At 54.0% G+C, this 25,157-nt stretch carries 20 protein-coding genes; 8 read left to right on the top strand and 12 right to left on the bottom strand.

The features are described 5' to 3' along the window. Positions 1-24: 24 nt before the first annotated feature. Positions 25-2,481: a bifunctional UDP-N-acetylmuramoyl-tripeptide:D-alanyl-D-alanine ligase/alanine racemase gene (locus C8N40_RS03045; RefSeq protein WP_108210291.1), complete on the bottom strand. Its 2,457-nt coding sequence runs from the start codon at positions 2,479-2,481 to the stop codon at positions 25-27. 336 nt (positions 2,482-2,817) lie between these two features. Between C8N40_RS03045 and C8N40_RS03040 the strand changes: the two genes are divergently transcribed. Then, positions 2,818-3,765, top strand: coding sequence for an EamA family transporter (locus tag C8N40_RS03040; protein WP_108210290.1), 948 nt, complete (start codon positions 2,818-2,820; stop codon positions 3,763-3,765). A 759-nt stretch (positions 3,766-4,524) separates the two neighbouring features. Here C8N40_RS03040 and C8N40_RS03030 read toward each other — a convergent pair. From C8N40_RS03030 to C8N40_RS03020, 3 genes are all read right to left on the bottom strand, one after another. Beyond that, entirely contained in the window at positions 4,525-4,839 is a 315-nt protein-coding gene (locus C8N40_RS03030) for a hypothetical protein (protein WP_108210288.1), read from the bottom strand. 85 nt (positions 4,840-4,924) lie between these two features. Then, positions 4,925-7,516 carry a DUF5686 and carboxypeptidase regulatory-like domain-containing protein gene (locus C8N40_RS03025; RefSeq protein ID WP_108210287.1) on the bottom strand — a complete coding sequence of 864 codons (2,592 nt, stop codon included), beginning with the start codon at positions 7,514-7,516 and terminating at the stop codon, positions 4,925-4,927. 106 nt (positions 7,517-7,622) lie between these two features. Beyond that, on the bottom strand, positions 7,623-8,501 hold the full coding sequence (locus C8N40_RS03020; RefSeq protein ID WP_245904971.1) for a DMT family transporter: 879 nt from the start codon (positions 8,499-8,501) through the stop codon (positions 7,623-7,625). Between the two features lie 300 nt (positions 8,502-8,801). On the opposite strand from C8N40_RS03020, the gene C8N40_RS03010 reads away from it, so the two are divergent. Beyond that, positions 8,802-9,287: a regulatory protein RecX gene (locus C8N40_RS03010; protein WP_108210284.1), complete on the top strand. Its 486-nt coding sequence runs from the start codon at positions 8,802-8,804 to the stop codon at positions 9,285-9,287. A gap of 379 nt (positions 9,288-9,666) precedes the next feature. Then, a complete protein-coding gene (locus C8N40_RS03005; RefSeq protein WP_108210283.1) occupies positions 9,667-10,134 on the top strand; it encodes a hypothetical protein in 468 nt (155 codons plus the stop codon). Between the two features lie 88 nt (positions 10,135-10,222). Here the strand turns inward: C8N40_RS03005 and C8N40_RS03000 are convergent, their stop codons facing one another. From C8N40_RS03000 to carB, 5 genes are all read right to left on the bottom strand, one after another. Next, positions 10,223-10,858: a DUF4230 domain-containing protein gene (locus C8N40_RS03000; protein WP_108210282.1), complete on the bottom strand. Its 636-nt coding sequence runs from the start codon at positions 10,856-10,858 to the stop codon at positions 10,223-10,225. A gap of 64 nt (positions 10,859-10,922) precedes the next feature. Then, positions 10,923-11,825, bottom strand: coding sequence for a 1-aminocyclopropane-1-carboxylate deaminase/D-cysteine desulfhydrase (locus C8N40_RS02995; protein WP_108210281.1), 903 nt, complete (start codon positions 11,823-11,825; stop codon positions 10,923-10,925). Between the two features lie 323 nt (positions 11,826-12,148). Beyond that, positions 12,149-14,605, bottom strand: coding sequence for a YfhO family protein (locus C8N40_RS02990; RefSeq protein WP_108210280.1), 2,457 nt, complete (start codon positions 14,603-14,605; stop codon positions 12,149-12,151). Positions 14,606-14,647: 42 nt separating this feature from the next. Beyond that, complete coding sequence (locus C8N40_RS02985) at positions 14,648-14,926, bottom strand: DUF4834 family protein (RefSeq protein ID WP_108210279.1); 279 nt, start codon at positions 14,924-14,926, stop codon at positions 14,648-14,650. Between the two features lie 1,183 nt (positions 14,927-16,109). Further along, on the bottom strand, positions 16,110-18,923 hold the full coding sequence (gene carB / locus C8N40_RS02980) for a carbamoyl-phosphate synthase large subunit (RefSeq protein WP_108210278.1): 2,814 nt from the start codon (positions 18,921-18,923) through the stop codon (positions 16,110-16,112). Positions 18,924-19,191: 268 nt separating this feature from the next. On the opposite strand from carB, the gene C8N40_RS02975 reads away from it, so the two are divergent. Continuing rightward, on the top strand, positions 19,192-19,428 hold the full coding sequence (locus C8N40_RS02975) for a hypothetical protein (RefSeq protein ID WP_108210277.1): 237 nt from the start codon (positions 19,192-19,194) through the stop codon (positions 19,426-19,428). Between the two features lie 185 nt (positions 19,429-19,613). After that, entirely contained in the window at positions 19,614-20,018 is a 405-nt protein-coding gene (locus C8N40_RS02970; protein WP_108210276.1) for a hypothetical protein, read from the top strand. 13 nt (positions 20,019-20,031) lie between these two features. Here the strand turns inward: C8N40_RS02970 and C8N40_RS02965 are convergent, their stop codons facing one another. Next, positions 20,032-20,664 carry a DsbA family protein gene (locus C8N40_RS02965; protein ID WP_108210275.1) on the bottom strand — a complete coding sequence of 211 codons (633 nt, stop codon included), beginning with the start codon at positions 20,662-20,664 and terminating at the stop codon, positions 20,032-20,034. A 228-nt stretch (positions 20,665-20,892) separates the two neighbouring features. Between C8N40_RS02965 and C8N40_RS02960 the strand changes: the two genes are divergently transcribed. From C8N40_RS02960 to C8N40_RS02950, 3 genes are all read left to right on the top strand, one after another. Then, positions 20,893-21,390: a hypothetical protein gene (locus C8N40_RS02960; RefSeq protein WP_211318030.1), complete on the top strand. Its 498-nt coding sequence runs from the start codon at positions 20,893-20,895 to the stop codon at positions 21,388-21,390. Between the two features lie 66 nt (positions 21,391-21,456). Next, entirely contained in the window at positions 21,457-22,995 is a 1,539-nt protein-coding gene (locus tag C8N40_RS02955) for an HTTM domain-containing protein (protein WP_245904970.1), read from the top strand. Positions 22,996-23,080: 85 nt separating this feature from the next. Beyond that, a complete protein-coding gene (locus C8N40_RS02950; protein WP_108210273.1) occupies positions 23,081-23,374 on the top strand; it encodes a hypothetical protein in 294 nt (97 codons plus the stop codon). Positions 23,375-23,459: 85 nt separating this feature from the next. On the opposite strand, the gene C8N40_RS02945 is transcribed toward C8N40_RS02950, so the two are convergent. Both C8N40_RS02945 and C8N40_RS02940 read right to left on the bottom strand, forming a co-directional pair. Beyond that, positions 23,460-23,921 carry a hypothetical protein gene (locus C8N40_RS02945; protein ID WP_108210441.1) on the bottom strand — a complete coding sequence of 154 codons (462 nt, stop codon included), beginning with the start codon at positions 23,919-23,921 and terminating at the stop codon, positions 23,460-23,462. A gap of 72 nt (positions 23,922-23,993) precedes the next feature. Then, positions 23,994-25,079: a DUF3616 domain-containing protein gene (locus C8N40_RS02940; RefSeq protein WP_108210272.1), complete on the bottom strand. Its 1,086-nt coding sequence runs from the start codon at positions 25,077-25,079 to the stop codon at positions 23,994-23,996. Positions 25,080-25,157 lie beyond the last annotated feature (78 nt).

Raw genomic sequence — 25,157 nt, 5'->3', positions numbered from 1 at the left:
TCAGGTGCAAAGTGATGTCCTGGCTTATTCCGAGTAGAAAATCCGCTTTACCCGGGTGCTCACGTTGGTGAGCAGTTCGTACGGGATAGTGCCGATGCGCTGCGCCAGCTCCACCAGCGTCAGCTCCGGGCCGAACACGGTAACAGCGTCCCCAGGCCTTACCGGCACGCCCGTCACGTCTACCATGCACATGTCCATGCACACGTTGCCGATGATGGGACAGCGCCGGCCATTGATCAGCACCTCCCCCACCCCGTTGCTGAAGCGGCGGTCGTAGCCGTCGGCATAACCAACGGCAATAGTAGCCGTGATTTTGTCCACATCCGCAATCCCTTTGCGGCTGTAGCCCACCGTATCGCCCTGTTTTATACTTTTCACCTGGGAGACTGTGGTCTTGAGCGTACTCACCGGCCGCAGCGCCTCCTGCTCCGAGCCCGTGGCCTCCACCCCGTACAGGCCAATGCCCAGGCGCACCATGTCCAGCTGGTGCTCCGGAAAGCGCACAATGCCCGCCGAGTTGAGGATGTGTTTGATGATTTTATACTTTAGCCGCTCCTCCAGCGCCGTGGCCATACTTCTGAAACGGGAAATCTGCAGTTGCGAGAAATCGTTGTGGATGGCCTCATCGGCCCCGGCCAGATGTGAGAAGGTGCTGGCCACCTGCACCTGCGGGTGCTGCGCCAGCAAGGCGAACAAGGCCTCAAAATCCTCGTTTTCAAAGCCCAGCCGGTGCATGCCGGTATCGAGCTTCAGGTGGATTTTATACTTTGCCTCCGGCTCCAGCGAGGCGACAAAGGCCTGCAGCTGCTCCAGTGCGTAGATTTCGGGTTCCAGGCTGTACTGCCGCAGTTTGGGGAAACTGTCGGGTGAGGGGTTCATGACCATGATTGGCAGCGTGATGCCGTTCTCGCGCAGGGCCACGCCTTCGTCCACATAAGCCACGGCCAGGTAATCCACCCGGTGGAACTGCAGCAGGTTGGCCACCTCGAAGCTGCCGCTGCCATAGGCGAAGGCCTTGACCATCACCATCAGCCTGGTGTCCGGGGTGAGTTTGGCGCGGTAATAGTTGAGGTTATGCACCAGCGCGTCCAGGTTCACCTCCAACACCGTGCCGTGCACCTTCTGTTGAAAAGCCTGCACAATCCGTTCAAACCCGAACACCCGCGCCCCTTTCACCAGAATCACCTCGTTGCGGAAGGCATCCGGGTTAAACGCCTTCAGAAAATCTGTCGTGGAAGTATAAAAATCCCCCTTCGGAAACAGGTGGCTATACTTACGGATAGTAGGCCCGATGCCGATGAGCCGCTGCACCTGGTGTGCCTGCACCAGCTCGGCCACCTTCCGGTACAGCTCCGCCTCGGGCAAACCCGACTCCAGCACATCGGAAAGTATAAGCGTGTGCTGCCCCCGCTGCGGTTGGCTGGCCTGCAGGTTCAGGGCGATGGTGAGACCGGCCAGGTCGTTGTTGTAGGTATCGTCGATGAGGTAGCAGCCGTTGATGGCCTCCTTCATCTCCAGGCGCATGGCCACGGGGTGCAGGCGGTCCAGCCGGTCCTGAATCTCGGAGAGCGGCAGGCGGCGGTGCAAAAGTATAGCCAGGCAATGCAGCGCGTTCTCTACCGAGGCCTCATCAGTGAAAGGCAAGGCCAGGCGCTGCTTCTCCCTCGCGAAAGTATAAACTACGATGGTTCTGTGGCCGGCGGTGGTGGTGGCGTTGATGTAGAGGTTGGCCTCCGGATGCTGGCGGCTCCAGGTAAAGGAGTTTATACTTTGAAGAAGTACAGCTTGGTGCAGCAACTCGAAATCGGAGCAGTAAAAGAGCAGCTCTACCTCCTTAAACAGCTTCAGCTTTTCCTGCACCTTCTGCTCGCGGGAGGCAAAGCCCTCATCGTGGGCCGTGCCGATGTTGGTAAAAATGCCGAGGGTAGGCCGGATGATGGGCTGCAGTTTCTCCATCTCGCCGGGCTGCGAGATGCCCGCCTCAAAAATGCCCAAGGTATGGTTGGGTTGCAGTTGCCACACACTCAGCGGCACCCCCAGCTGGGAGTTGTAGCTGCGCGGGCTCTTCACCACCAGTTCGTCCGTGCTCAAAAGCTGCGAGAGCCATTCTTTTACAATCGTCTTGCCGTTACTGCCTGTTATCCCGATTACGGGTATGGCGAACTGCGCCCGGTGCCAGGCCGCCAGCTTCTGCAGCGCCTCCAGGCTGTTTCTGACCAGCAGGATGTTGGCCTCCGGGTACAAGCGTTTCAGCTCCTCCGGCTCGCCCTGCTCCAGCACAAAGGCCCTCACCCCTTGCGTGTACAGCTGCGGCAGGTAGGTATGGCCGTCGTTATACTTTCCGTGGATGGCGAAAAACACGGAGCCCGCTGGTTGTGAAAGCTTGCGGCTGTCAGTGAGCAGGTGTACGATGGGCAGTGGCCGCACAAATTGTACTTCCTTGCCCTGGGTTATACTTTGTAGTTGCTGAAACGTGAGCATGTGCAAAGTTAGAAAGTTGGGAAGTTAAAAAGTTAGAAAGTTGGGGAAGTTTGGGAGTTTAGGAGTTAGAGAGTTTGGGAGTTAAAAATTTGTAGGGGCAGGTCGCGACCCGTCTACTGAGGACAGCAGCTATAGCACTTATACTTCTGCATCAGTAACCACCCCTAGCCCCTCCTTGGCCAAGGAGGGGTTAGGGGTAGTTGGACCCGGTACCACAATCCTGTTCATCCTTCCATCCTGCAAATCCTGATTCAGATAATTTACCCACCCACCAATAAGCAATTAACAGCCAACAATTCTATACCTTTGCTCGCTTGACCCTTTTTCCGGCTTTTCATGGAAACAACGAATACAAAACCCTATTATGCGGCAGGCCTGGCAGCATTTATTATCTGGGGCTTTATCCCCTTTCCGCTCAAGGCGCTTGCAGAGTACCCCAGTGGCCAGATTTTATACTTTCGCGTGGCGATGTCGGTAGGGTTGCTGCTGCTGATCTCACTACTTTTCCGCCGCAAGCAGCTGCTGGCAACGCTATCACAGGTGAAGAACTCCAGGGCCCGCGAGAAGCGCCTGTTTATACTTTATACTTTCCTAGGTGGCGTACTGCTCACCACCAACTGGCTCTCGTTTATCTACGTGGTCAACCACATCGATATCCAGACTGGCTCTTTTTCTTACCTGCTCTGCCCTATACTTACGGCGGTGCTCGGGTTTTTATTGCTGAAGGAGAAACTTCGGATAAATCAATGGCTGGCCATCGGGCTGAGTGCCCTGAGCTGCGCCCTGATTGGCAGCGGAGAGCTGTCGAGCCTGCTCTTTAGCTTGCTGATTGCCCTGAGCTACGCCTTTTACCTCATCACGCAGCGCCTCATGAAGGCCTATGATAAGATTGTGCTCCTGAAACTGCAGTTGCTGCTGGCTTTCGCGTTCATCGGGCCGTTTTATACTTTCTTTACCGGCGGCAATGCCCGGCTAGACGCGCACTTTTTTATGCATGTAGGTTTGCTTAGCGCGGTGTTTACGGTGCTTCCGCTATTCCTGAACCTGTTCGCTCTTAAAGAGCTTACTTCAGGCACCATCGGCATCCTGATGTACATCAACCCGATCATCAACTTTTTGATGGCCTTTCTATACTTTGGCGAGCACACTACGGGCACCAAAGTAGCGGCCTACATCCTGATTTTCATATCCGTCATCATTTATAATATTAACCTGAAGGGCCGCAAGAAGCGGGGCGATGGGCTGGTGATACCCCCGGTTGGCACTACGGCGGTAGTGAAGTGAGGAGAGCCACAAGGTTGTAGGGGCGCAGGTTACTACCTGTTTCTGCTATACTTCATAGCTATTACTGGCGCAAGCGTCCGCTTCTGCCCTTTTATTCTTTAGCTATACTTTTATACTTACTGTATTGCCGCTGTTCCGGACATCCTTGTCCGGAACTTCTCTGCTGCGGACTTCCGAGTCCGCGTAAGCCATACTTTTATACTTCTGCTATACTTTTATACTTAATCTTGCGCAAGCATCCGCTTGTGCCGCTATTAGCCGCTGTTTCCTGCAACTTGAACCAAGCTATTCTTGCTAGTCTCCGTTCATCCTCCAGACTTACATAAGCTACTGTTGCATCTCCTGCTTTGGCTCCCTCCCAGGCCGGGAGGCCTCGTTTTCCTGCTCGGCGCTGTGTTCCCTCCTGCCTTCGCTGCGCTCCGGCTGCCCTTGACGGGCACCGGATCTCACAAGGCGCCTCCCAGAAAAACTGGGAAGCTTTCGATAGCCGAAGCCTTTGCTATGCAACATGTACAAACTGTCCCCTTGAGGGGACTACAGGGGTGTAACAACCAGTATCACTTACTACAGTGCGTAAAATCCAGCCACAGCAGTTACAGGCTCCCCGCCTTAGATAAGGAGGGGCAGGGGTGGTTGGACCCGGTGCTGCAATAACTCCCTCCCCTGTTTTTAGAGGAGGGTTGGGGAGGGGTAACTCGCCCAAAAACAAAAGCTCCTCACCAACTATCGCCAGTGAGGAGCTTTTCATACTTTTTATACTTAATTCGTGGTGGTGCCGCGTTGCTGCTGCTGTCGCTGCTTATCCAGCTGTTGCATTTCGCGGGCGGCAGTGTCTACGTTGGGCGGCAAGTCGCCGAACTGGTCGGCTTGCTCACCGGTTACGGCTGTGTCGCCAATAGGGGCCGGACGCGGGTTGTTTAAGTTCGCAGCGGCGTCATTCCCCTCTACAACCGCCTCCGAGGTGCCTATGTCGCGCTCCTCTTGCTCGGTGGTGGCGCTATTTCCACAGCCAAAGCCTACGACACTCGCAAAAGCCAGGGCCAAACTTGATTTCAATATATCCGATGTCTTCATGATTCTTGTTCGTTAGTTCACTGGCTTTTTTAACGGCCCTGGCACTTATTTGGTTATCCAGCAGCAATTACGCTGGTTCACTGCCTCAAAACCCAAAGCCCACCAGCACCCCTGTTCTGGCTTTGTTGCCTTCCTGGAAAGAGGTCACGAAATCCACCCGGAATACCTTGAAAATATGCTCTATGCCCAGCCCCAGCTCCAGGTAGTGCCGCGACTCCTGCGTGTTCAGGTAATTCAGACTCACCACCTCCTGCCACTTCAGCTTGCGGAACAGCGGTATCTTATTGAACAAAAAGCCATTGAAATGATGCTCGTAGTGCGCCTCCAGGTAGCGGTTGTTGGTGCTGTAGCGGTAGTAGTCGAGCAGCTGGAAGCCTTCGTAAGTGCCTGCGATAAAGGTGCGGTTGCCGTTGAAGTGCTTGTAATCCAGCAGGCGCATATCTTCCTTGCCCCAGAACACAGCCCCGAGTACGCTGTACTTGCTGCGCCCCAGCAGGCCGAAGCTAACATCGTCGGCTATACTTAAGCCCGCCGTATTATACTTCACATCGCCTCCCAAGGCCTGAAAACCGCCACGGTAGCTCAGGGTAAAGGTGGGGTACTTAGAGGGCAGGTTGATTTTGTTATCGGGGCGGGAGATATAGCGCTGGCCCGGCCGTATACTTAGCGCAGCCATAAAAGTCAGGGCCTGGTGCGGCGTGAAGGAGGCATCCTCCAGTTCGACGTTTACCGGCACGTTAGAGGTGAAGCGGCTCGGCTCATCAGTGCCGCGGTCCCTGAAGCTGAAGTCGGTGGTGTTCTCCAAGGGCATGCGGTGCGCGTAGTTCAGGGATGTGCTCAGCCTCCAGCCGTTCCAGAGCTCGCTGCGGTAGCTCACCTGCCCAAAGTCGCGCTCGTAGAGTTTGAGGTAGTTGCGCTCGGCAAACAACGTATAAAGCGTATTGACGAAAGGCGAGATAGGGTTCTGGCTGTTGATCTGGGCTACGTAGCGACCGCCCTCCACACTGATAGTGCTGTTTTTGATGGGGTCGTACTGATAACTTAGCAGCAACTTGGCGTTCAGCTTTTCATTACTAAATCCGTAGCGCACCGTCGGTTCTACCTGGTAGTAGGTCCGGTCCTCGAACGTCTGGCGGTAATTCACGCGCACATCGGTAGCCACGCCCTCCACGGTGTTATACTGCAGGATGCTCGGCCCACCCGTCAGGCTCAGCAGCGGGTCGAAACGGTAAAACCTGCGCTCATAGCTCTTCGAGTACGTATAACCGCCCATCAGAAAACTGCCGAAGGAAGGCTTATTGCGCACCGCATCGAGCGAGTCCTGGTAGGGTTTAGAGTTACGGATTACCTCCAGGCTATCTTTTTTGTGGTAATCCACCACCTCCTCCTGCGTAAGCGGCACCGGCCGGATGGAAGCCCAATAGGCAGAGTCGCGCTTGTTGGCGTCTTTCTCCACCAGCAGCACCTCCTTGCTAAACAGCTCATCGCTTACCACGGGCTGTGCCGGCGGCGTAGCCTCCTGTGGCGCTACTACTTTATACGTTGGTTTTTTGGCTGGCCTGGCTGCAGCTACTTCTGCTTGCGGGGCCGGCTCCGGCTCCACTTCCTCCACCCGCGGCGGGGTGGCATAGGCGGGTTGCACTTTGTAGTTGGAGTATACTCCCATCGCGTAGCCACTGCCCTTAAAGCCCAGCCCCGCACCCTCAAAGCTAAAGCGCTGTGACACCGGCATCCATACTTCCCCGGCCACCGGCGCGTATACTTGCCGCACCCGTATCCAGTCCACAAACTCAATCCCGGCATCCTTGGTGAGCCTCAGGTCGGTGCTGTGGATGCGCCAGCTGCCGTCTACAATGTAAATGTTGCCCGAGAAAACCGGGTCGTGTTTGCGGCGGGGGATGACTTTTATCTTGTTGATGGTGCGGCCGTTCTCCTGAAAGGTGCCCAGGTACTCGAAGCGATAAAACATGAAAGCGTTGTTGGCAAGCGGCGACACAAAGCCGCGTTCGCTCAGCCCCTCCACCTTCAGCAGCGGGTCGTAAAAGCTGATGTTCATCTCGGAGGCCTGGTTAAAGCTGAAACCCCGCTTCTGCCCGCTCACCTTGCTCGATATCATCCGCTCCGACACCTTGTTAGGCTTTTTAAACGCCAGCTCCGACACCGACTCCGACAAGTATACAATGCCCGTATCCACATCCACAATCTTGATTCCCAAGACTTTTGCAGGCACTTTATCCATGCGGGCCACGCCCTTCATGTACACGCGAGCACTCCAGGCGTTTACTTCGTCGCGGTGGTATTTGCGCAGCCGGATGGTGTTGCGCATGATGGCGTTGGCCGGGTCCTCGTCGGAGGCTTTCACCACCACCTCTTTCAGGTTGAGCACCTCGGGCTGCAGCTGCACGTTCAGCTCCTGCGCTGCCTCGCTAATGGTGACGGTTTGGGTATGGGCACGGTAGCCGACGTACTTAAACTCTAAAGTATAAGTGCCGGGGCTGAGCTGCAGCTGATACAGGCCCTGATCGTTGGTGGCGGTGCCGCTGGCGGTTTCTTTGATGTAGATGCTGGCGAAGGGCAGCCCCTTGTTGTTTTCATCCGTGACGCGGCCGCGCAGGATGCCCGCCATACTTAGGGCAGGCAATAAGAGCAGCAGCAAAAGCAGGTAGGTGTGGCGCATGTGCTAAAGGGTTAGTAGCAAACATATCAGCTAAAAAGATACGCAGGAAACCCTTATTCGTCAGCACGAAACCGTAATTTTATACTTTATGGCGCGGGGCTCCTGCTTACTTAGAGCCGGATTCGGTGGCCAGGGTTGCATTTTTGCTAAGCCTGTTTTTGTACTGCACGTTCAGGATAACGCCCAGCAGCACGAGCGCCATGCCTACGTAGGTCCAGACATTTAGCATCTCCCCGAAGAAAAAGAAGCCGAACAGCAGCGCGTAAATAATGCCAATGTAAGTGAGGTTGGCTACTTTGGAGATTTCCTCGTTTTGGTAAGAGAGCGTCATGTAGTACTGCCCCAGCTGTGTGAACAGGCCCACCAGCAGCAGCACAAGCCAATCCCAGCCCTCGGGCTGCACCCAGTTAAACAACGTATAAACGCCCACCACCGGCAGCGTAACCAGCGGAAAGTAAAAGATGATGACCAGCGGGTGCTCCTGCACGTTCAGCCTGCGCACGATACTATAGGCCACGCCCGTAAACACGGCGCTCGCCACGCCCAGCCACAAGTATAAACTATCCACGTTCGTCTCCACGCCCTCGATTACCAGGATGCCCACAAACGACACCAGGAAGAAAAACCACTGCCACGGCCGTACCCGCTCCTTCACGATAAAGATGCCCAGGATAGCCGTGAAAATGGGCGAAAGGTATTGGATTGTGGCTGCCGTAGCCAAGGGTATATTTTGGAGCACGTTGAAGTAAAGAATCAGGGCCACCGCCCCGAAAGCCCCTCGCGCCAGCAGCCATTTGCGGTTGTTGCCCCACACACTCACGCCCGCCCTGCGCAAGAACCACAGGCTTATCGCCAGCGAGATAAGCGAACGAAACACGATAATTTCCTCGGCCGGAATATGCGGCACCCACTTCACGCACACCTGCATCAACGCAAAAAAGAACGTCGACAACAGCATGTATACCACTCCTTTTGATAACTTCATCTTGTACTTTCCTGCCGCAAAGGTAAGCTTAATTGCTCGTCTGGATCAGGATTTTCAGGATTTTAGGATAGGCAGGCTTGCAGTACCGGGTCCAACCACCCCTGCCCCTCCTGGGGGTAGGGGGCCCTCGATAAAGGCTAAGGCGGGGAATCTGTAACTACTGGTGCAGAAGTATAAGTGCTATAGCTGCTGTCCTTGCGCGGACAGGTCGCGACTTGTCCCTACAAATATTTAACTCCTCAACTCCCAAACCCTCTAACTCTTAAACTTGTTTATCTTTGTAAAAGCTGATTTATACTTTTGAAACGCGACAAGAAGCAGAAAACCTACACCCCCAAGGAGGCGCTGATAAAAGCGGCCGCCTATTGCGCCTACCAGGACCGCACCCAGCAGGAGGTGCGCGACAAACTCTACTCCTACGGCCTCGAACCCGACGACGTGGAGGAGCTAATCGTGCGCCTGAGCCAGGAAAAACTCATTGATGAGGAACGTTACGCCCAGAGCTATGTGCGCGGCAAGTATGGCCTGAAAAAGTGGGGCCGCCGCAAGATTATGCAGGGCCTCAAGAGCAAAGGCATCTCCGACTACTGCATCAAGCAAGGCCTGAAGGAAATTGACCCCGAAGTATACGAGCAGAACCTGCTACACCTGCTGGAGAAGAAGAACGCCACCGAAAAGGAGAAAAACCCCTTCGCCCGCCGCCAGAAACTCACCTACTACCTCATGAGCAAAGGCTATGAGAACGACCTGATACAGGATGCGCTGAAGGGGCTGGAGAAAGAATAGAAAAGTATAATCTGCCGCAAGTTTAGCGCTAGCGTAACTTGTGGCTAAAATAGTGTTGGGTTTGCAACTCAACTGCCCCGGAGGGGCATGCTAAAGCGGCAAAGTTCGGTAACAGTCTGCCTTTCAAAAAGTAATTGATTACAGCTAATTACTCGCTACATTCAAGAAGAAATGCTTTCAGCAAGCGTATATTTTTCTGCTCCGCAGAAAGCAAGTTGCAAACTTGCAGCCATGCACAGCCACAAGTTACGCTACCGCTAAACTTGCGGCAGGAAGAGGGTAGAGTTCACTATATTTTGTTTATTGGTTGAGAACTTAGTATATACAAATATACTCCATTTATAGTGCAGATAAGCATAGGTATACGTTTATCTAGAAGTTGGCACAAATTGAAAGTAACTCAAAGCAGGAAATGCCAAGTCACAAGCCTTTAAAAGGTGTATCACACAATTTCGGTCATTCATTTATTAGTCTTATGAACTACATAAATGATGACTACTTCCTAGGGCATTTGTTGAAGCAAGCAAGAACAACAAATCTAAATAGGCTTGAAGTAGATATTATGAACAATTCAGCAAAGCCAGAAGAATTGCTAACTGAACCGGTTCGTAATTCAATAGATAGTTGGAATAAACGGTTCCCTAATTTGGTTGAGAGTAGTGGTTCAACAATGGAATTTGTTAAAGAAGCAACAATGGTTGTAGAATTTGACCTCCAGAAACAAAGAGCTTATGCAGGGAATAGTAACTTATTAGAGAGTCCTTTTTACTGCGAAATAAGAATAGTTGACGACAGGGGAAAAGTATACATGCATAGACATGAAGGCTGGTGGTTTCCCGAATCATAAAAGAACAACTTAGTGCCAACATGGTATATAGGCTACACTTCAGCTACGCCTCGTACGCCTTTTATACAATCCGTTAAGCAACCAAACCCTACCGCTTCGGCCCCATCTCCGGGTTTTGGATTCTGCGCTGGGGCACCAGCACCACGCGGCGGCCGGTTATCTCCTCCAGCATCGGCTTTAGCACTTTCTCAGCGTTTACCTTCGTTTGGTTCAGGATGCCGGAGTTTAGGGCCGCCTCCTTCACGTTAGCCTCGGCGTAGCGGTAGCTCTCCTGCACCAGGTCCGCATCCTGAAAATAAGTATTCTCTTTGTTGAAGACCTTGGACTTGTTGTGGTCGATTTTGTAATAGCAGATCTCCGGCTCCGGCATGGCCACCTGCACCACCGAGTCGCCCACGAACTCGATGTCGGCCTCCGTTATTTTCGTAAAATCCAGACAGCCAACGGCCTCACCGGACACAATCAGCGCCACCTTTGAGTTAGGAATCCACCGCGACACCTCCTTCTCATACTCCACCACATCCTTAAAATTGTAGCGCACCAGCTCCATGCGGCCCAGGTCCTCCACTGAGGTAAGCACGGTACTGAAGTTTAACACCACCTTTGGCTCCTCTTCCACGTCCGGTTTGCTGAAGTAGTCGCCGACGGTGCGCCACAGAAAGACGCCGAGCCAGACAAGTATAACCAGGGGAAGTAATTTGAATAGAAAACGAAGTAAGGGCATGTAGAACTTTATCTGTTTTTAAATACAGATACGGAGATACAAATATTGTGCTACAAAATGCGCCTTATACCTGCAGCCCCAGCCGCTCCTTAAAGCCAGCATTGCCCTGCAGCCCGCCCGTATGCACCGCCACAATCCGGCTACCCCGCGCAAAAAAGCCTTCCCGGATGAGGTCAAACAAACCAAACATCATTTTGCCGGTATACACAGGCTCCAACGGAATATGGTGCTTTTGCCGGAACTCCTCCATAAACGCCAGCAACTCCGGCTTTACCTTGGCATAGCCCCCAAAGTGGTACTCAGTGATAAGTTGCAAGTTGCAATAAGTATAGCCGCTGTAAGCCTGCACCAGCTCCTCTACTTCCTGCTTTAGAAACGCCCCTCCTTTCAGTGCCGGAAAACCGAGCACCTGCTTCTCCCCTTCCAAACCCGCCACAATGCCTGCCAGCGTCCCGCCCGTGCCCATCGCACTGCAGATGTAATCATACTTTATGGGGATGTCCTGAACAATCTCGGTGCAGCCTTTTACGGCAAGCAGGTTGGTTCCGCCCTCGGGCAGCAAGTATACTTGGCCAAATTGCTGTTGTAGTCCTTCCAGAAAATCCGGATCAGCTTTCAGTTTATACTTCTCGCGGCTGATGTAGTGCAGCTGCATGCCGCAGGAGGTAGCAAAACTGAGGGTAGGATTGAGCGGCAGATGCTCCTCGCCCCGGATAATGCCGATGGTTTTGAAACCATACTCCTGCCCGGCCGCTGCCGTGGCCGCAATGTGGTTGGAGTAGGCCCCGCCGAAAGTTAGCAACGTATGATGCCCCTGCCGCCTGGCCTCCTGCAGGTTATACTTGAGCTTGCGCCACTTATTGCCTGAGATGTGCGGGTGCAGCAAATCCTCGCGCTTCACCCACAGCTCCACCCCCTGCTTTTGTAGCAGCTCGTCCTCCAGTTTCTGTAACGGTGCCTCCTCCATACTTACAATATTGGCAAAAAAAGAAGCCCCGGCAAAAGCCAGGGCTATACTTTATAAATCGTCTGAATCAGGATTAAGGTAGCGTGGTCCAACCACCCCTAACCCCTCAGAGCTTCGCTCGCTACCTTCGAACTCCCGTTCTCGGTAGTCCAAGGAGGGGAGCCTGTAACTACTTTGGCCGAAGTATAAGTTTTATAGCCTCAGTTCTCGCGCGGACAGGTCGCGACCTGTCCCTACAAAACAGACTCTCTAACTCTTAAACTCTCTAACACCTAAACTTCCCCAACTTTCTAACCTTCTAACTTTTTAACTTTCTAACTCAGTTATACTTTCTCCACAATCGGCTCCTCCACGGGCTTGGTCTTTACGGCGTAGAAGATGGCGCCTGCCACTACCAGCACAAGTATAATGGAGGAGATAAGCGATACGGTGTTGCCGGTGTAGTACGACTGCGGCGCGAACTTGAACTCGATGGTGTGCTTGCCTGCCGGCACTTCCATGGCGCGCAGCACGTAGTTAGCGCGAATGTGGTCTACCGGCTCCCCGTCCAGGTATGCTTGCCAGCCTGCAGGGTAGTAGATTTCTGAGAACACCACCAGTCCTTCTTTGGCCGCCTCATACTCATACTTCAGGTAGTTTGGCTCGTACTCCGTCAGTTTGATATTGGCGCTGTCAGCACTGAAGAAGCGGCGTTCAATCGGGAATTTCTTCACATCAATCACAGCAGTGGCACCGGCATCGAACATGGTCAGGCCATCCAGCTCCGCATCCGGCGACTCTACCGGCTGCACTTCCTCTACAAACCAGGCGTTACCCAGGGCGTCTGGAATGCGCTGTACCGGCTGCTGCTGGTTTCCTGTGATGGCATAGCGGGTGTTCAGCATACGCAGCACCTCCAGGTTGTTCTGGGAGATGTGGCGGTCAATCAGGTCCTGGTAGCGGCGCAGCTTGGCGCCATGGTAACCGCCCACCGACTTGTGGAAGTAGGAGGTGCGGGCATCGTTAAACGGATTTGGCAGGTAAATAACGCGGTAGCTCAGGCCTCGGGCAGGATCCTGCGTATCCTGCAGGATAGCCTGGTCGGCCGGGGTTGGCCGGAAGTAGTTCGCCTCTACCTGTGGCTCAAAGTCGCCGTTGTTCAGGTAGCGCTGATCCACTGACCACAGATCCACCAGCACCAGGATGCCCACACCGGCCATGGCCACCGTAGCCGATACTTTGTTCTTCACATAGAAGTATAGCAGGCCAGCTGCCAGCACGATAAATACCAGTGAGCGGAAAGCATCGGAGCGCATCATGCTTTCTCGGTCGGCGCGGATGGCGTCGATCGGGAACTGCGCCTGTATCAGCCTTTGGTCGGTTTCGGACATGAAGCTGGCCGTGCCGGCAAACAGCCACACCAGCAAGCAGATGCCCGCCGTAATGCCGCCCGAAATCAGCAGTTTTTTATCCAGGTCTTTGATTTGGCTGCGCTCGTTCAGCAGCTTCCAGAGGGCAAGTATAGCCAGGAACGGAATCGTGATTTGGGCAATTACGAGCGCCGACGACACTGCCCTGAATTTGTTGTAAAGCGGGAAGTAATCGAACATGAAGTAGTTGAAGGCTTCGAAGTTCTTGCCCCAAGCCAGCACGATGGAAAGTATGGTGCCGGCTACCAGCCAGCTCGTCCAGCGGCGGTCCACGATGAACATGCCCAGCACAAACAGGAATATCACCACAGCACCCACGTAAACCGGGCCGCTCGTCATCGGTTGCGGACCCCAGTACATTGGCAAGCCCTGCTGTACCAGTTGCTCGGCCTGCGCCGGGGCGGCTCCCATTTTCAGGAAGGCGTTATAGGTCTCAGAATCCGTGTCGAGCGGAGCGCTGCTGCTGCCACCGTAGAAGTCTGGAATCAGCAGGGTCATGGTTTCGCTCACGCCGTAGCTCCAGTTAAAGGCATATTCGCGGTCCAGGCCGGTGCCTACGCCGTCGCCACTGTTTGGCTGCGTCAGCTCCGATTTACCCCGGATGCTGTACTCGCTGTACTCGGCAGTCGTATAGAGTCTGCCAAAATTGACGCCTACGGCAAGAATGGCAGCCACCAGCAGCACCACACCGCGCTTTAGCAGCTCGGCAAAAGTACCCTGCTTAAAGGCATAGATAATCTCCACCACAGCGAACACTAACACCAGCAGCAGCATGTAGTAGGTCATCTGCAGGTGATTGAAGTGCAGGTTCATCGTTAAACCCACCGCAAACAGGGCCGCCCCAATCCAGAGGTTCCGGCGCAGCGCGTAAATCAGGCCAGCCAGTACCATCGGGATGTAGGCAATGGTTAGGGACTTGGTGTTGTGCCCCGCCTCAAGGATGATGAGGTTGTAAGACGTGAAGGAAAAAGCCACTGCGCCTATAATGGCCAGCCAGGAGCTCATGCCCATGGCTACCAGCAGGATATAGGCACAGACCAGCGTGATGAAGATGTTACCCGCCAGGGCTGGCAGGTCGAATGTTAGTACTTTGTGGATGTAGCCCGACCAGTCGCCGGGAAACTTGGTTTGGATGAGGTACGCCGGCATGCCCCCGAACATGGAGTTGGTCCAGAGGGCTTCCTCGCCGGTGCGCTCACGGTAATCCTGAATCTCCTTGGCGCCGCCTTTAAACTGCAGAATATCGTGCTGGGCAAGGCCTTTGTCCTGAAACAGGACCGGCGAGAAGTAGACCGCCGTCAGGAAGAGGAAAATAAGTACCGCGATGGCGTGTGGCAGCACATCACGCTTAAAGTTGAAGGAAGTTGTCATAATCTTTCAAAAACCCGGAATAGAGCTTGAAAGATAGTAGTTTTATTTTACTTCTTCATAATCCACATACTCGCCGCCGTTGAAAGTCTTGCCCTTTGGCTGCTCCGGAATGTAGTCGATCTTGATATCACCTTTTGCGCGCCCATTGCCGTTCTGGCTTTGCTGCTGTTGTGCCTGCTGCTGGTGCATGTTGGTGTAGAAAAAAGTCCCGTTGCGCATTTTTTTCCGGATAAACATCCCCAGCAGCCACCTGAACAGGGTCGGGGCTACCAGGCGTATGAAGAAAATAATGAGTAACGTGGTTAATATGAATTTGATCATCGTAAAGCTTTGTCTTTTGGTGATGCGTACTGCAAAAACAGCACCTATTCCTTAATACAACTCTCTTGCCAGCCTTTTGTTGCCTGACTTTTTGACGGTTAATGCAAAGATAAGGAGGAAATCACTAAAATTCCGGCTTCTCCGGGTTTGTTCCGAAGCAGGAGTTATACTTTATACTTCTGCTCTATACTTTTATACTTATCTCGCTGTTCCGGACATTCTTGTCCGGAACCTTCTCTGCTGCGGACTTCCAAGTCCGCGTAAGCTATACCTTCATCCACTCACTGGCGCGAGTTTATAACTTGTGCCCACTATGAGATTGGGCTTGCAACCCAACTGACTCGCAGAGCCATACTTTTATACTTGCTGATTTATACTTCAGTTTATACTTTCCTAGCCGCCGCTTCCTTCCACTTGAACCAAGCTATACTTTCAAAACACAGCTGTTCCTCTAGTTCCCACAAACCTATCTTTCCATAGCCAACTTTCTGCCCTCCCAGGCCGGGAGGCCTCGTTTTCCCGCTCGGCGCTGTGTTCCCTCCTTGCCTCGCTCGTACCTCGGGCTGCCCTTGACGGGCACCGGATCTCACAAGGCGCTCAACCCAAAGGCTGGGAACGGGTTCGATAGCCGCTGCTGATGCAACAGGAACCAAGTCCCCCTTTGAAGGGGGTAGGGGGATGATAATCGCCTGCGGATAATTCCTCGGAGGGGCAGGGGTAGATTTATACTTGTAGGGACAGGTCGCGACCTGTCCGCGCGAGAACAGCAGCTATAGATCTTATACTTCAGCAAGAGCAATCACAGACTCCCCGCCTTAGCTAAGGAGGGCCAGGGGTGGTTGGACCCGGTACTGCAAAGTACCCTCCTTGTTAAAGGCTAAGCCTAGGACACAAGTATAGCAGCGGCATTTCTATGCTTTAGGCTTCCAGCCTGGAGCGCAAATGAGGCTTGTTTTCAGTTCGCGAGCGTACGTACAGCTGGCACTTTATACTTTCGCCAGTTGAAAACTGGCCCCATAATAGCTCCAAGTTGAAAACTTGAAGCAGCAATGGACTTGGGTCCTGAGCGTAATCTTAGGGGAGGGCTGGGGTGGGGTTTATACTTAAACCAAGTAAACCCCGCCCCAAAAACAAAAAGCCCTCTCCTGTTTCCAGGGGAGGGCTTGAGTATGATTTATACTTCTTACTTACTCAGGTACAGATTCCTTTCGGAGTAAACTTTAGTGAAGTAATCGTCGTGCAGGTCGTCGATGAAGTAGATGGCCTCGCCGGTAGACTTCATCTCAGGGCCAAGCTCCTTGTTCACTTCCGGGAACTTGTTGTAGGAGAACACCGGCACCTTAATGGCATAACCGTTCTTGTGCGGCTTGAAGTTAAAGTCCTTCACCTTGGCGTGGCCCAGCATGATCTTGGTGGCGTAGTTGATGTACGGCTCACGGTATGCCTTGGCAATGAACGGGAAGGTACGGGACGCACGCGGGTTAGCCTCAATCACATACACAATCTCGTTCTTGATGGCAAACTGAATGTTGATAACACCCACCGTGCCCATCGCCACGGCTATTTTCTTCGTGTGGCTTTCGATCTGCTGCATTACGTTCTCGCTCAGGTCGAACGGAGGAAGCACTGCGTAAGAGTCGCCGGAGTGGATACCAGCCGGCTCGATGTGCTCCATGATGCCGCAGATGTACACGTCCTCGCCGTCGCAGATGGCGTCGGCCTCGGCCTCGATGGCGTTGTCAAGGAAGTGGTCAAGCAGCACCTTGTTGCCCGGGTGGTCCTTCAGCAGGTCGATTACGTGGGCCTCCAGCTCTTTCTCGTTTATCACGATCTTCATGTTCTGGCCACCCAGTACATAGCTTGGGCGCACCAGCAGCGGGAACTTCAGCTCCTTGCACATTTCCAGCGCCTCTTCTGCTGTTTCGATTACAGCAAACGGCGGGTAAGGAATGCTCAGGTCGCGCAGCAGCGAGGAGAAGGAGCCACGGTCTTCGGCCAGGTCCAGGGCCTGGTAGCTCGTACCCATCACCTTGATGCCGTAGCGGTCGAGCTTCTCGGCCAGCTTCAGGGCCGTCTGGCCACCCAGCTGCACGATCACGCCCTCCGGCTTCTCATGAAGTATAATTTCGTAGATGTGCTCCCAGAACACCGGCTCAAAGTATAACTTGTCCGAGATGTCGAAGTCTGTGCTTACCGTCTCAGGGTTACAGTTGATCATAACGGTCTCGTAGCCCAGCTCTTTGGCCGCCAGCACACCGTGCACGCAGCTGTAGTCGAACTCGATGCCCTGGCCGATACGGTTTGGCCCGGAGCCCAGCACGACCACTTTTTTCTTATCGGATACCGTGCTCTCGTTCTCGCCCTCAAAGGTGCTGTAGTAGTATGGGGTACGGGCCTCAAACTCGGCCGCGCAGGTATCCACCATCTTGTACACGCGTTTGATGCCAAGGTCCTGGCGCTTGTTAAACACCTCGCTCTCCAGGCAGCGCAGCAGGTGCGCGATCTGGCGGTCGGCGTAGCCTTTTACCTTGGCCTCGCGCAGCAGCTCGGCCGGGATGGTAGCCAGGCTATACTTCTCGATCTCCTTCTCCATCTGGTCCAGCTCCTCAATCTGCGCCAGGAACCATGGGTCGATCTTGGTCAGTTTCTGGATGGTGCTGGTCGGGATACCGATGCGCATGGCGTCTTTTACGCTGAACAGGCGGTTCCAGCTTGGGTTCTTCAGGCTGTCAATCAGCTCGTTGTAGTCTGTCTTCTCTTTTCCGTCCGCCCCGATGCCGTTGCGCTTGATCTCCAGGCTCTGGCAGGCCTTCTGCAACGCCTCCTGGAAGGTACGGCCGATGCCCATTACCTCTCCCACGGACTTCATCTGCAAGCCCAGCGTGCGGTTCACGCCCGGGAACTTGTCGAAGTTCCAGCGCGGGATCTTAACAATCACATAGTCCAGGGCAGGCTCGAAGTAAGCGGAAGTTGTTTTGGTGATGGCGTTCTTCAACTCATCCAGGTTATAGCCGATGGCCAGTTTGGCCGCGATTTTCGCGATAGGGTAACCGGTTGCCTTAGAGGCCAGGGCCGAAGAGCGCGACACGCGCGGGTTAATCTCGATGGCGATGATGGTGTCATCGTCGGGGTTAACGGAGAACTGCACGTTACAGCCGCCGGCAAACTGCCCGATGCCGTTCATCATTTTGATGGCCAGGTCGCGCATGTGCTGGTACACCGTGTCTGGCAGCGTCATGGCCGGAGCCACAGTGATGGAATCGCCGGTGTGGATGCCCATCGGGTCGAAGTTCTCGATGGAGCAAATGATGATCACGTTGCCCAAGTTGTCGCGCAGCAGCTCCAGCTCATACTCTTTCCAGCCCATGATGCTCTGCTCCACCAGCACCTCGTGTGTGGGCGAGGCATGCAGGCCGCGGGTAAGGGCCGCGTCGAACTCCTCAGGGGTATTAACAAAACCGCCCCCCGTACCACCAAGGGTAAACGAAGGGCGAATCACCAGCGGAAAACCGATTTCCTGGGCTATCTCCTTGCCTTCCAGGAAAGAGGTAGCCGTTTCTCCCTTGCAAACATTTACGCCGAGCTCCAGCATTTTCAGGCGGAAAGCCTCGCGGTCTTCGGTCGTTTCGATGGCCTTGATGTCCACACCGATAATGCGCACGCCATACTTCTCCCAGATGCCGGCCTTATCGCACTCGATGGCCAGGTTCAGGGCAGTTTGTCCGCCCATGGTAGGCAGTACGGCGTCGATCTTATGCTTCTCAAGAATCTCTATGATATACTTCTTCTCCAGCGGCTTCAGGTACACGTTATCCGCCGTAACCGGATCGGTCATGATGGTGGCGGGGTTGGAGTTGATGAGCGTTACCTCTATACCCTCTTCCCTCAGGGAGCGGGCGGCTTGGGAGCCAGAGTAGTCGAATTCGCAGGCCTGCCCGATAACGATGGGACCGGAGCCTATGATGAGAACTGATTTTATCGAAGTGTCTTTAGGCATTGGGTTGGTATGTATAAATTGCCCAAAGTTACGGCGAAATGTTGGGGCTCGCAACGTAAAATATACTTGATGGCAATTTAATTTCTGACGGGAAGGCTGTTGCCGGGGCGCACGGGGCCCTTTGGTTGCACTGCAGCAGCGCACTCCTTAAGTATACTACCAGCCATAAATGGCCTTTGCTGCCTGTTTTTTCCCTTAAAATGAATGCCTCCGCCAAACTAAAACGGGCTGCTGCGTACCTATAAGTATAACCTACAATTTTATACTTATGGATACACCAAGAGAAGACGATATCATTACCAATGCCGATGAAAGCAAGCGCCTGCCCGACGAGAACCCCGAGCCACTGGAGGGGGTGAAGAAAGACGAGGTGGAAATTAAGTCGGTGGATATTTTTGAGAACGAACCGGAAGGCAAGGAAGAAGGCGGCAACGTGGCCGCTAAAGACGAGGAAGATACCCGCGAGCTGGATGGCAGCAATGCCAATAACCTGCGCACCAAGTAATGGGTAGGCTAATGGCTGTCGCCCCGGCTGCATCACAAGAGCCGGGGCGACAGGTTAGTTACAGCAGCAAATATATAGTGTTTTTTATATATACTTTTTTAATAATTCACGCTGGCCTCTCTTGTATTTGAGCGTACAATTTTTTAACATTAAATGATGTAAGCGTACACTCCAAACAGTGGCCTATGGTTCTATCCTCTACCCCGTTTCACCACCTCGAGCACTACCCAGCCCACAATGTTGTGGTGAGCCAGTGGTATGGGCCATGCAGTAGCCAGGAATACCGCGATACGCTCCTGCAGTTCCTGCACCTGATAGAGACCATGCACATTCCTTACGCCATCGCGGATCGCCGCCTACTGCCCGGCATCCCTGCCGAAGACGCCCACTGGACGCTAAACGAGTTTACGGAGAGGTTTATAAGGTTACCGCTCAAACGCTTTGCCCTGCTCAACGCCTTCGATCCCCTCGCTGAGGAGCAAACCAGGCGCTTCCTGGAGAAAGAAAAGGGCATGTTCCCCTTTGAAATAAAGTTGTTCGAAGACCTTACCTCCGCCTACGACTGGCTCATTACCGAGAAAAAAGCGTAAAATTGGCTACTTGTTAAGCCTCCTGCTGCAGCTTTTGCAGCGTGGCGCTCAGCTGCTCATAGGGCTGGTACCCGCGCGCTACCAGGTATAGTTTTTCCCCGCTTTGGCATACCACGGCCGGGAAGCCGCTTATCCCCCAGTTCTCCACCAGTTTAAATTCCTCCTGCGCTTTTTCCAGGTAGCTTCCGTCTGTAAATTTCCTCCTGAAGTCCTCCTCATTTGCCCCAAACTCCCGCACCACCGGCAGGTATGTTTCCACCTCGTTCAGGTCCAGGCCCTCCACAAAGTGGAGGTTTTGTATGGCAGCTGCCAAGGGCACCTGCTGCTCCGGAAACTGCTCCTTAAGTATGGCCATGGCCACGGCTGGCGGCTCTGAATTGCTTATGTAGGTGCCCTTGTCCAGAATTTCGCGGTGGTAAGCCTCCGTCATCTTCACGCCGGTGGTTTCCTCGAGCCTGGGTGCCACCTGCTTTATGTAGTCGGCCATGCCTTTTATGGGCCGTACGTTACTGCCCCGGATCATCCCCCCGCTCAGCACCTCCATGTCATGCTTCTGTTCCTCGAACAGGCGCGAGATTACCGGGCCCATGCCATAACACCAGCCGCACAAGGCATCCTGCACGTAAAATACTTTCAGCTTTTTCATTAAATAAAGGTTTACGATTTCCTTCTTTTAACCACCCCGGTGCCTAAAGGTTTGGCCCCACAGCAGTACAATTCTATACTTGCCCTGCTCTTCATCAGCGACGGCAAACGGGCCTTAAAGGTGGCCCCAAAGTATGGGAAGGTAAAATAAGGCCCATAAATTATACTTTTTTCTAAATAGTGCGTAGAATCAATGCTAAACAAACATGTATAACAAACATTTAATGCTATGAAAAAGAACTTGATAACTTTCTGCGCGACTGCCTTTGCGGTTACTGCTCTTACCTTTGGCTGCACCACTTCCGATAGCACGACCGATAGCGACGCGACAGATATGGATACAACTGAAGATACTGACTACGGCACCACGACTGGTACCACTACAGGAACCACTACTGGTACAACAACCGGCACTACTACAGGTACTACTACAGGTACTACCACAACGGGCACAACCACTGGAACCACGACCACGGGTACTACTACTGGTACTACCACAACGGGCACAACCACCGGTACCACGACCGGCACGACAACTGGTACTACCACGGGGACCACAACCGGTACCACCACAACCGGAACTACGACTGGAACCACTACTGGTACGACCACCGGTACTACTACGGGTACAACAACCGGCACCACTACAGGTACAACAACCGGCACCACTACAGGTACCACCACTGGAACCACTACCGGCACTACCACCGGTACCACCACTATGTAACGAAATATTCTTTGACCCTATAACAGAAAGGCAGACACCATCCCGGTATTTGCCTTTCTGCTTTTCATGCAATACCCTGCGCAGATGAAGCACCTGGAGCGATACCTGAGACGAGTTTTTACCGTGGACCTGCGGGCGCTGGCCCTCATGCGTATCTGGTTAGCTAGTATCGTACTGCTCGACCTGGCCATCAGGGCCACCGACATGGAGGCGCATTATTCTAACATGGGTGTGTTGCCGCTCCATGTGCTGCACCAGCACCTGTGGCTGCCGCAGTTTTTCTCGCTGCACGCCCTCAGCGGGCTTTGGCAGTTCCAGTTGCTGCTGTTTATACTTGCCGCCTGCTTTGCCTTCTGCCTGCTGCTGGGCTACAAAACGCGCCTCGCTACTGTTGCTACCTGGCTACTGCTGCTCTCGCTGCAAAACCGGAATCCGCTTATAGAGCAAGGGGGCGATGACCTGCTGCGCATGCTGCTCTTCTGGGGCATATTTCTGCCCTGTGGCAGGTTTTACGCAGCCGATGCCGTGCGGGAGCGTACGCTGGAAACTGCAGCGCCAGCGACCCAATACTTTAGCGCGGCCACTGCAGCCTACATCCTGCAGGTGGGGCTGGTATACTTCTGCACCGCCCTGCTCAAGGACTCTCCGGAATGGCGCACCGATGGCACCGCCCTCTACTATGCCCTCAGCCTCGATCAAATCCTGATGCCCTTGGGCCGCCTGATTTACCCTTATCCCGAATTGCTGCGCACCCTTACGCTTATCACCTGGTACACCGAGCTGCTGCTGCCCTTCCTGCTTCTCATTCCGTTTTACACTTACTTTTTCAGGATGGTGGTAGTGGTGGTGCTGGTGGGTTTCCACATCGGCATCAGCCTGACGCTTTTCGTGGGGCTCTTCTACCTGATAAACATTGCCTCCGTGGCCGGGTTGCTGCCCGCTCCGGTTATGGATTGGCTTGACAGGCGCGTGCTGCGCTCATTCCGAAGGCCGAAGCTCGGGCAGTTTAAGCAGATCTTCAGCAAACTGAGCAGTCCGGTAAGTATAAACGTGCAGGTGAACTGGCAAAAACCGGGCATCCCAACGCACGCACTGTCGCCTGTGCGGAACGGGGTAGTGGTAGCCCTGCTGTTTTACTGCATCTGGTGGAACTTCAGCACCACCAACCTGCCCCTCCGGAAAATACCGGACAGCAGCCGCTGGCTTGGCTACCTGCTCCGCCTGGATCAGCATTGGGGCATGTTCTCGCCGGTTGTATTTAAGGATGATGGCTGGTATGTGCTGGAGGGCTATACGTCCAGCGGCACCAACATCGACCTGAACCAGGAGGGCAAGGAGGTAAACTACAGCAAGCCGGCCTCTGTGGTCTCGCTATTCAAGAACGACAGGTGGCGCAAGTACTCAGAGAATTACCTGTTCGTGCACAATGCCCACATACGGCCGTACTACTGCAACTACCTGGTGCGCCGCTGGAACGAGGCCCACCCTACACAGCCTATCCGCCAGTTGGAGGTTGTCTACATGAAGGAACCATCCCTGCCGGATTATGAGCTGGCCGTGCCAACCCGGGAGGTGCTGTGCAGCTGCGCCAACGCGCCGGAGTAAAAATTGCACTAATTTTCTTATTACCTCTTTTAGGTGGGCTACGTAAAAGTTACTTTGAATCAATGTTTAACAAAACCTGAAAGCTATGAAACGAACATATGCATTTGTACTTGCCGGCTCTTTGCTGGCTGCCACCGCACTTACGGGCTGCGGGTCGGATAATACCACCGGCGTAGAGACGCAAAACGAAGCCACCGATACAGATATGAACAACGACGCCACCATGGAGGACAACACCATGATGGACGATACCACTATGATGGACGACACGACCGGCACAACCACCACTGGCACAACCGGTACAACGACTGCTGGCACGACCACCACTGGCAACACAACAGGCTCTGGCACTACTACCGGCACTACTACCGGACAGTAGTCGACGCCTGATAGGATGAACCAACAAAAAAGGCAGGTGCTCTGGAGTGCCTGCCTTTTTCTATACTTCTAGCATCGAAGGAAATTTATACTTCTTCCGCTGCTTCCTCATCGCCGCTGAGGGCGTAGCCTACTGCCGCCGCAACCATACCGCCCAGCAGGTAGTACCCTATCGTCATGGCCTGGGTTTTGGTGGTGCGGTTACTGGGTGCCTCGCCCAAGCCCATGGGGCCCGGCAGCAGCACCGCCCCGGCCCCGGCTGCTGCGCCAAGTATGGCGCCGCGCCACCAGGCATCCTTGCCCGTGCCTGCCAGGCTGTAGTATACCGAGTTGGAAAGTATGTCTCCGGCCAGGGTCCAGTTGTGGAGTTCCTTTTCATCCTGTGGGGGCTCCTCACCAGCCATATTCATTAGTTTGGAGATGGCCCGCATGCCCAGCACATCCATACGTGGGGCATCGGGCACAAAGCGCCGCAGGGTCTCGTGCAGCAGCGTGAGGGCGCAGGCTCCGGCCACACCGCCTGCCACAGCTTTTATCACATTGTTCATAGCTTTATCTGTTTTGGTTATCAGCTTAGGGCTGTTTACCAAGTATAGCCATATAGCGGCTATAAGGTTACGTTAGGTTACCACACGCAGCACATCGGCCCACACGGCATGATCCCCCTGCTTGCGCTCATCCACCGGGCTATCGAACACCACCAGCACATGGTGCTCGTCCAGCACGGCCAGCCCCTCGGCCTTGTCTTTGCTACTGTTGGCGCCGGCACCGTGCGGCACCTCCTGCAGCCGCTCCAGCTCGTTGTTGTGCACCATCTGCTCCGGCTCCCCCACTGCGTTGGGCCAGCGGTAAATGGCTATCACACCGTCCAAATCCATGGTAGGGCCAGCCAGCAAGTATAAATCTTTGCCAAAGAAGCGGAGTTCGCGGATGCCCTTGCCCTTCAGGTTCAGGAAGTGCTTTTTGTAGGCCTTGCCGTTCTCCAGCTTTTTCAGGTGTAGTTTCCCCTGCGTGTCTTCCTCTGCCTCTACCTCCAGCACCATGGCCCAACCGCGCAGCACGGGGCCACGCAGCCCAATGAAAATCCGCTTGCCATGTATCGCCAGCCCCTCTATATCAAAGCCGTTATCCTTGCCGGGGATGCTCATAAAAGGACCCACATGCTCGTCGTCGGCCAGTAACTCGGTAAGGATGCTGCTGTGAGTATCGCCGTGCAGCTGGGCCGCCAGCAACGTATGGCCGGGCTGGTCGGGGTCTTCGGCCTCCGGGTGCAAGGTATAATCGCCGGTTTTTTCGTCCTGAAGTATAGGGATGCGTGCCAGCAGGTGGCGGTTAGGGTCGTTCTTTACCTTGGCCAGCCGCTTCATCTGCTTCGACACCGACTGATGGCGCTTGGGCTTGCTGCGCTTCAGGCTGTGCGAGCCCATTATCCAGAGGTAGTTGTCGGCTATCCCCATCCCCTCAATGTCCACTTCGCTGTTGCCTTTGTCGGGCAGCTCGATATAATCCTCCAAGTTAAAAGATTTATGGTGACCATAGGAGCCGTCCGGCTGCCGGGTCAGGCGCTCTATAGTGGTTCTCTCATCGCAACTGACCCACAGGTTGTTACCGGTGCAGAGGGCGGCAGAAAGGCCATCACGGACATGCTTCCCCTCGGTGTTCAGGCTCAGTTTGGGGGCAAAGTCAAGTAAAACTTTATTCTTCATTTTGCGATTTAAAGTATGTATAAGGCAGTTTTACGTATCCCGCACCTGTAGGTGGTGTGCCTGGCCACGGGATAAGCA

This window comes from Pontibacter mucosus, from assembly GCF_003054055.1.
Taxonomy (GTDB): domain Bacteria; phylum Bacteroidota; class Bacteroidia; order Cytophagales; family Hymenobacteraceae; genus Pontibacter; species Pontibacter mucosus.
This window is presented reverse-complemented; position numbering and strand designations above follow the sequence as displayed.

Bases quoted from the DNA above. Each gene is read 5' to 3' on its own strand.
- C8N40_RS03000 (WP_108210282.1), bottom strand. From the start codon at position 10,858: ATGCCCTTACTTCGTTTTCTATTCAAATTACTTCCCCTGGTTATACTT.
- C8N40_RS03025 (WP_108210287.1), bottom strand. From the start codon at position 7,516: ATGCGCCACACCTACCTGCTTTTGCTGCTGCTCTTATTGCCTGCCCTA.
- C8N40_RS03030 (WP_108210288.1), bottom strand. From the start codon at position 4,839: ATGAAGACATCGGATATATTGAAATCAAGTTTGGCCCTGGCTTTTGCG.
- C8N40_RS03040 (WP_108210290.1), top strand. From the start codon at position 2,818: ATGGAAACAACGAATACAAAACCCTATTATGCGGCAGGCCTGGCAGCA.
- C8N40_RS02940 (WP_108210272.1), bottom strand. From the start codon at position 25,079: ATGAAGAATAAAGTTTTACTTGACTTTGCCCCCAAACTGAGCCTGAAC.
- C8N40_RS02975 (WP_108210277.1), top strand. From the start codon at position 19,192: ATGGATACACCAAGAGAAGACGATATCATTACCAATGCCGATGAAAGC.
- C8N40_RS02970 (WP_108210276.1), top strand. From the start codon at position 19,614: ATGGTTCTATCCTCTACCCCGTTTCACCACCTCGAGCACTACCCAGCC.
- C8N40_RS02990 (WP_108210280.1), bottom strand. From the start codon at position 14,605: ATGACAACTTCCTTCAACTTTAAGCGTGATGTGCTGCCACACGCCATC.
- C8N40_RS02945 (WP_108210441.1), bottom strand. From the start codon at position 23,921: ATGAACAATGTGATAAAAGCTGTGGCAGGCGGTGTGGCCGGAGCCTGC.
- C8N40_RS02985 (WP_108210279.1), bottom strand. From the start codon at position 14,926: ATGATCAAATTCATATTAACCACGTTACTCATTATTTTCTTCATACGC.
- C8N40_RS02965 (WP_108210275.1), bottom strand. From the start codon at position 20,664: ATGAAAAAGCTGAAAGTATTTTACGTGCAGGATGCCTTGTGCGGCTGG.
- C8N40_RS02950 (WP_108210273.1), top strand. From the start codon at position 23,081: ATGAAACGAACATATGCATTTGTACTTGCCGGCTCTTTGCTGGCTGCC.
- C8N40_RS03045 (WP_108210291.1), bottom strand. From the start codon at position 2,481: ATGCTCACGTTTCAGCAACTACAAAGTATAACCCAGGGCAAGGAAGTA.
- carB (WP_108210278.1), bottom strand. From the start codon at position 18,923: ATGCCTAAAGACACTTCGATAAAATCAGTTCTCATCATAGGCTCCGGT.
- C8N40_RS02955 (WP_245904970.1), top strand. From the start codon at position 21,457: ATGCAATACCCTGCGCAGATGAAGCACCTGGAGCGATACCTGAGACGA.
- C8N40_RS03020 (WP_245904971.1), bottom strand. From the start codon at position 8,501: ATGAAGTTATCAAAAGGAGTGGTATACATGCTGTTGTCGACGTTCTTT.
- C8N40_RS02960 (WP_211318030.1), top strand. From the start codon at position 20,893: ATGAAAAAGAACTTGATAACTTTCTGCGCGACTGCCTTTGCGGTTACT.
- C8N40_RS02995 (WP_108210281.1), bottom strand. From the start codon at position 11,825: ATGGAGGAGGCACCGTTACAGAAACTGGAGGACGAGCTGCTACAAAAG.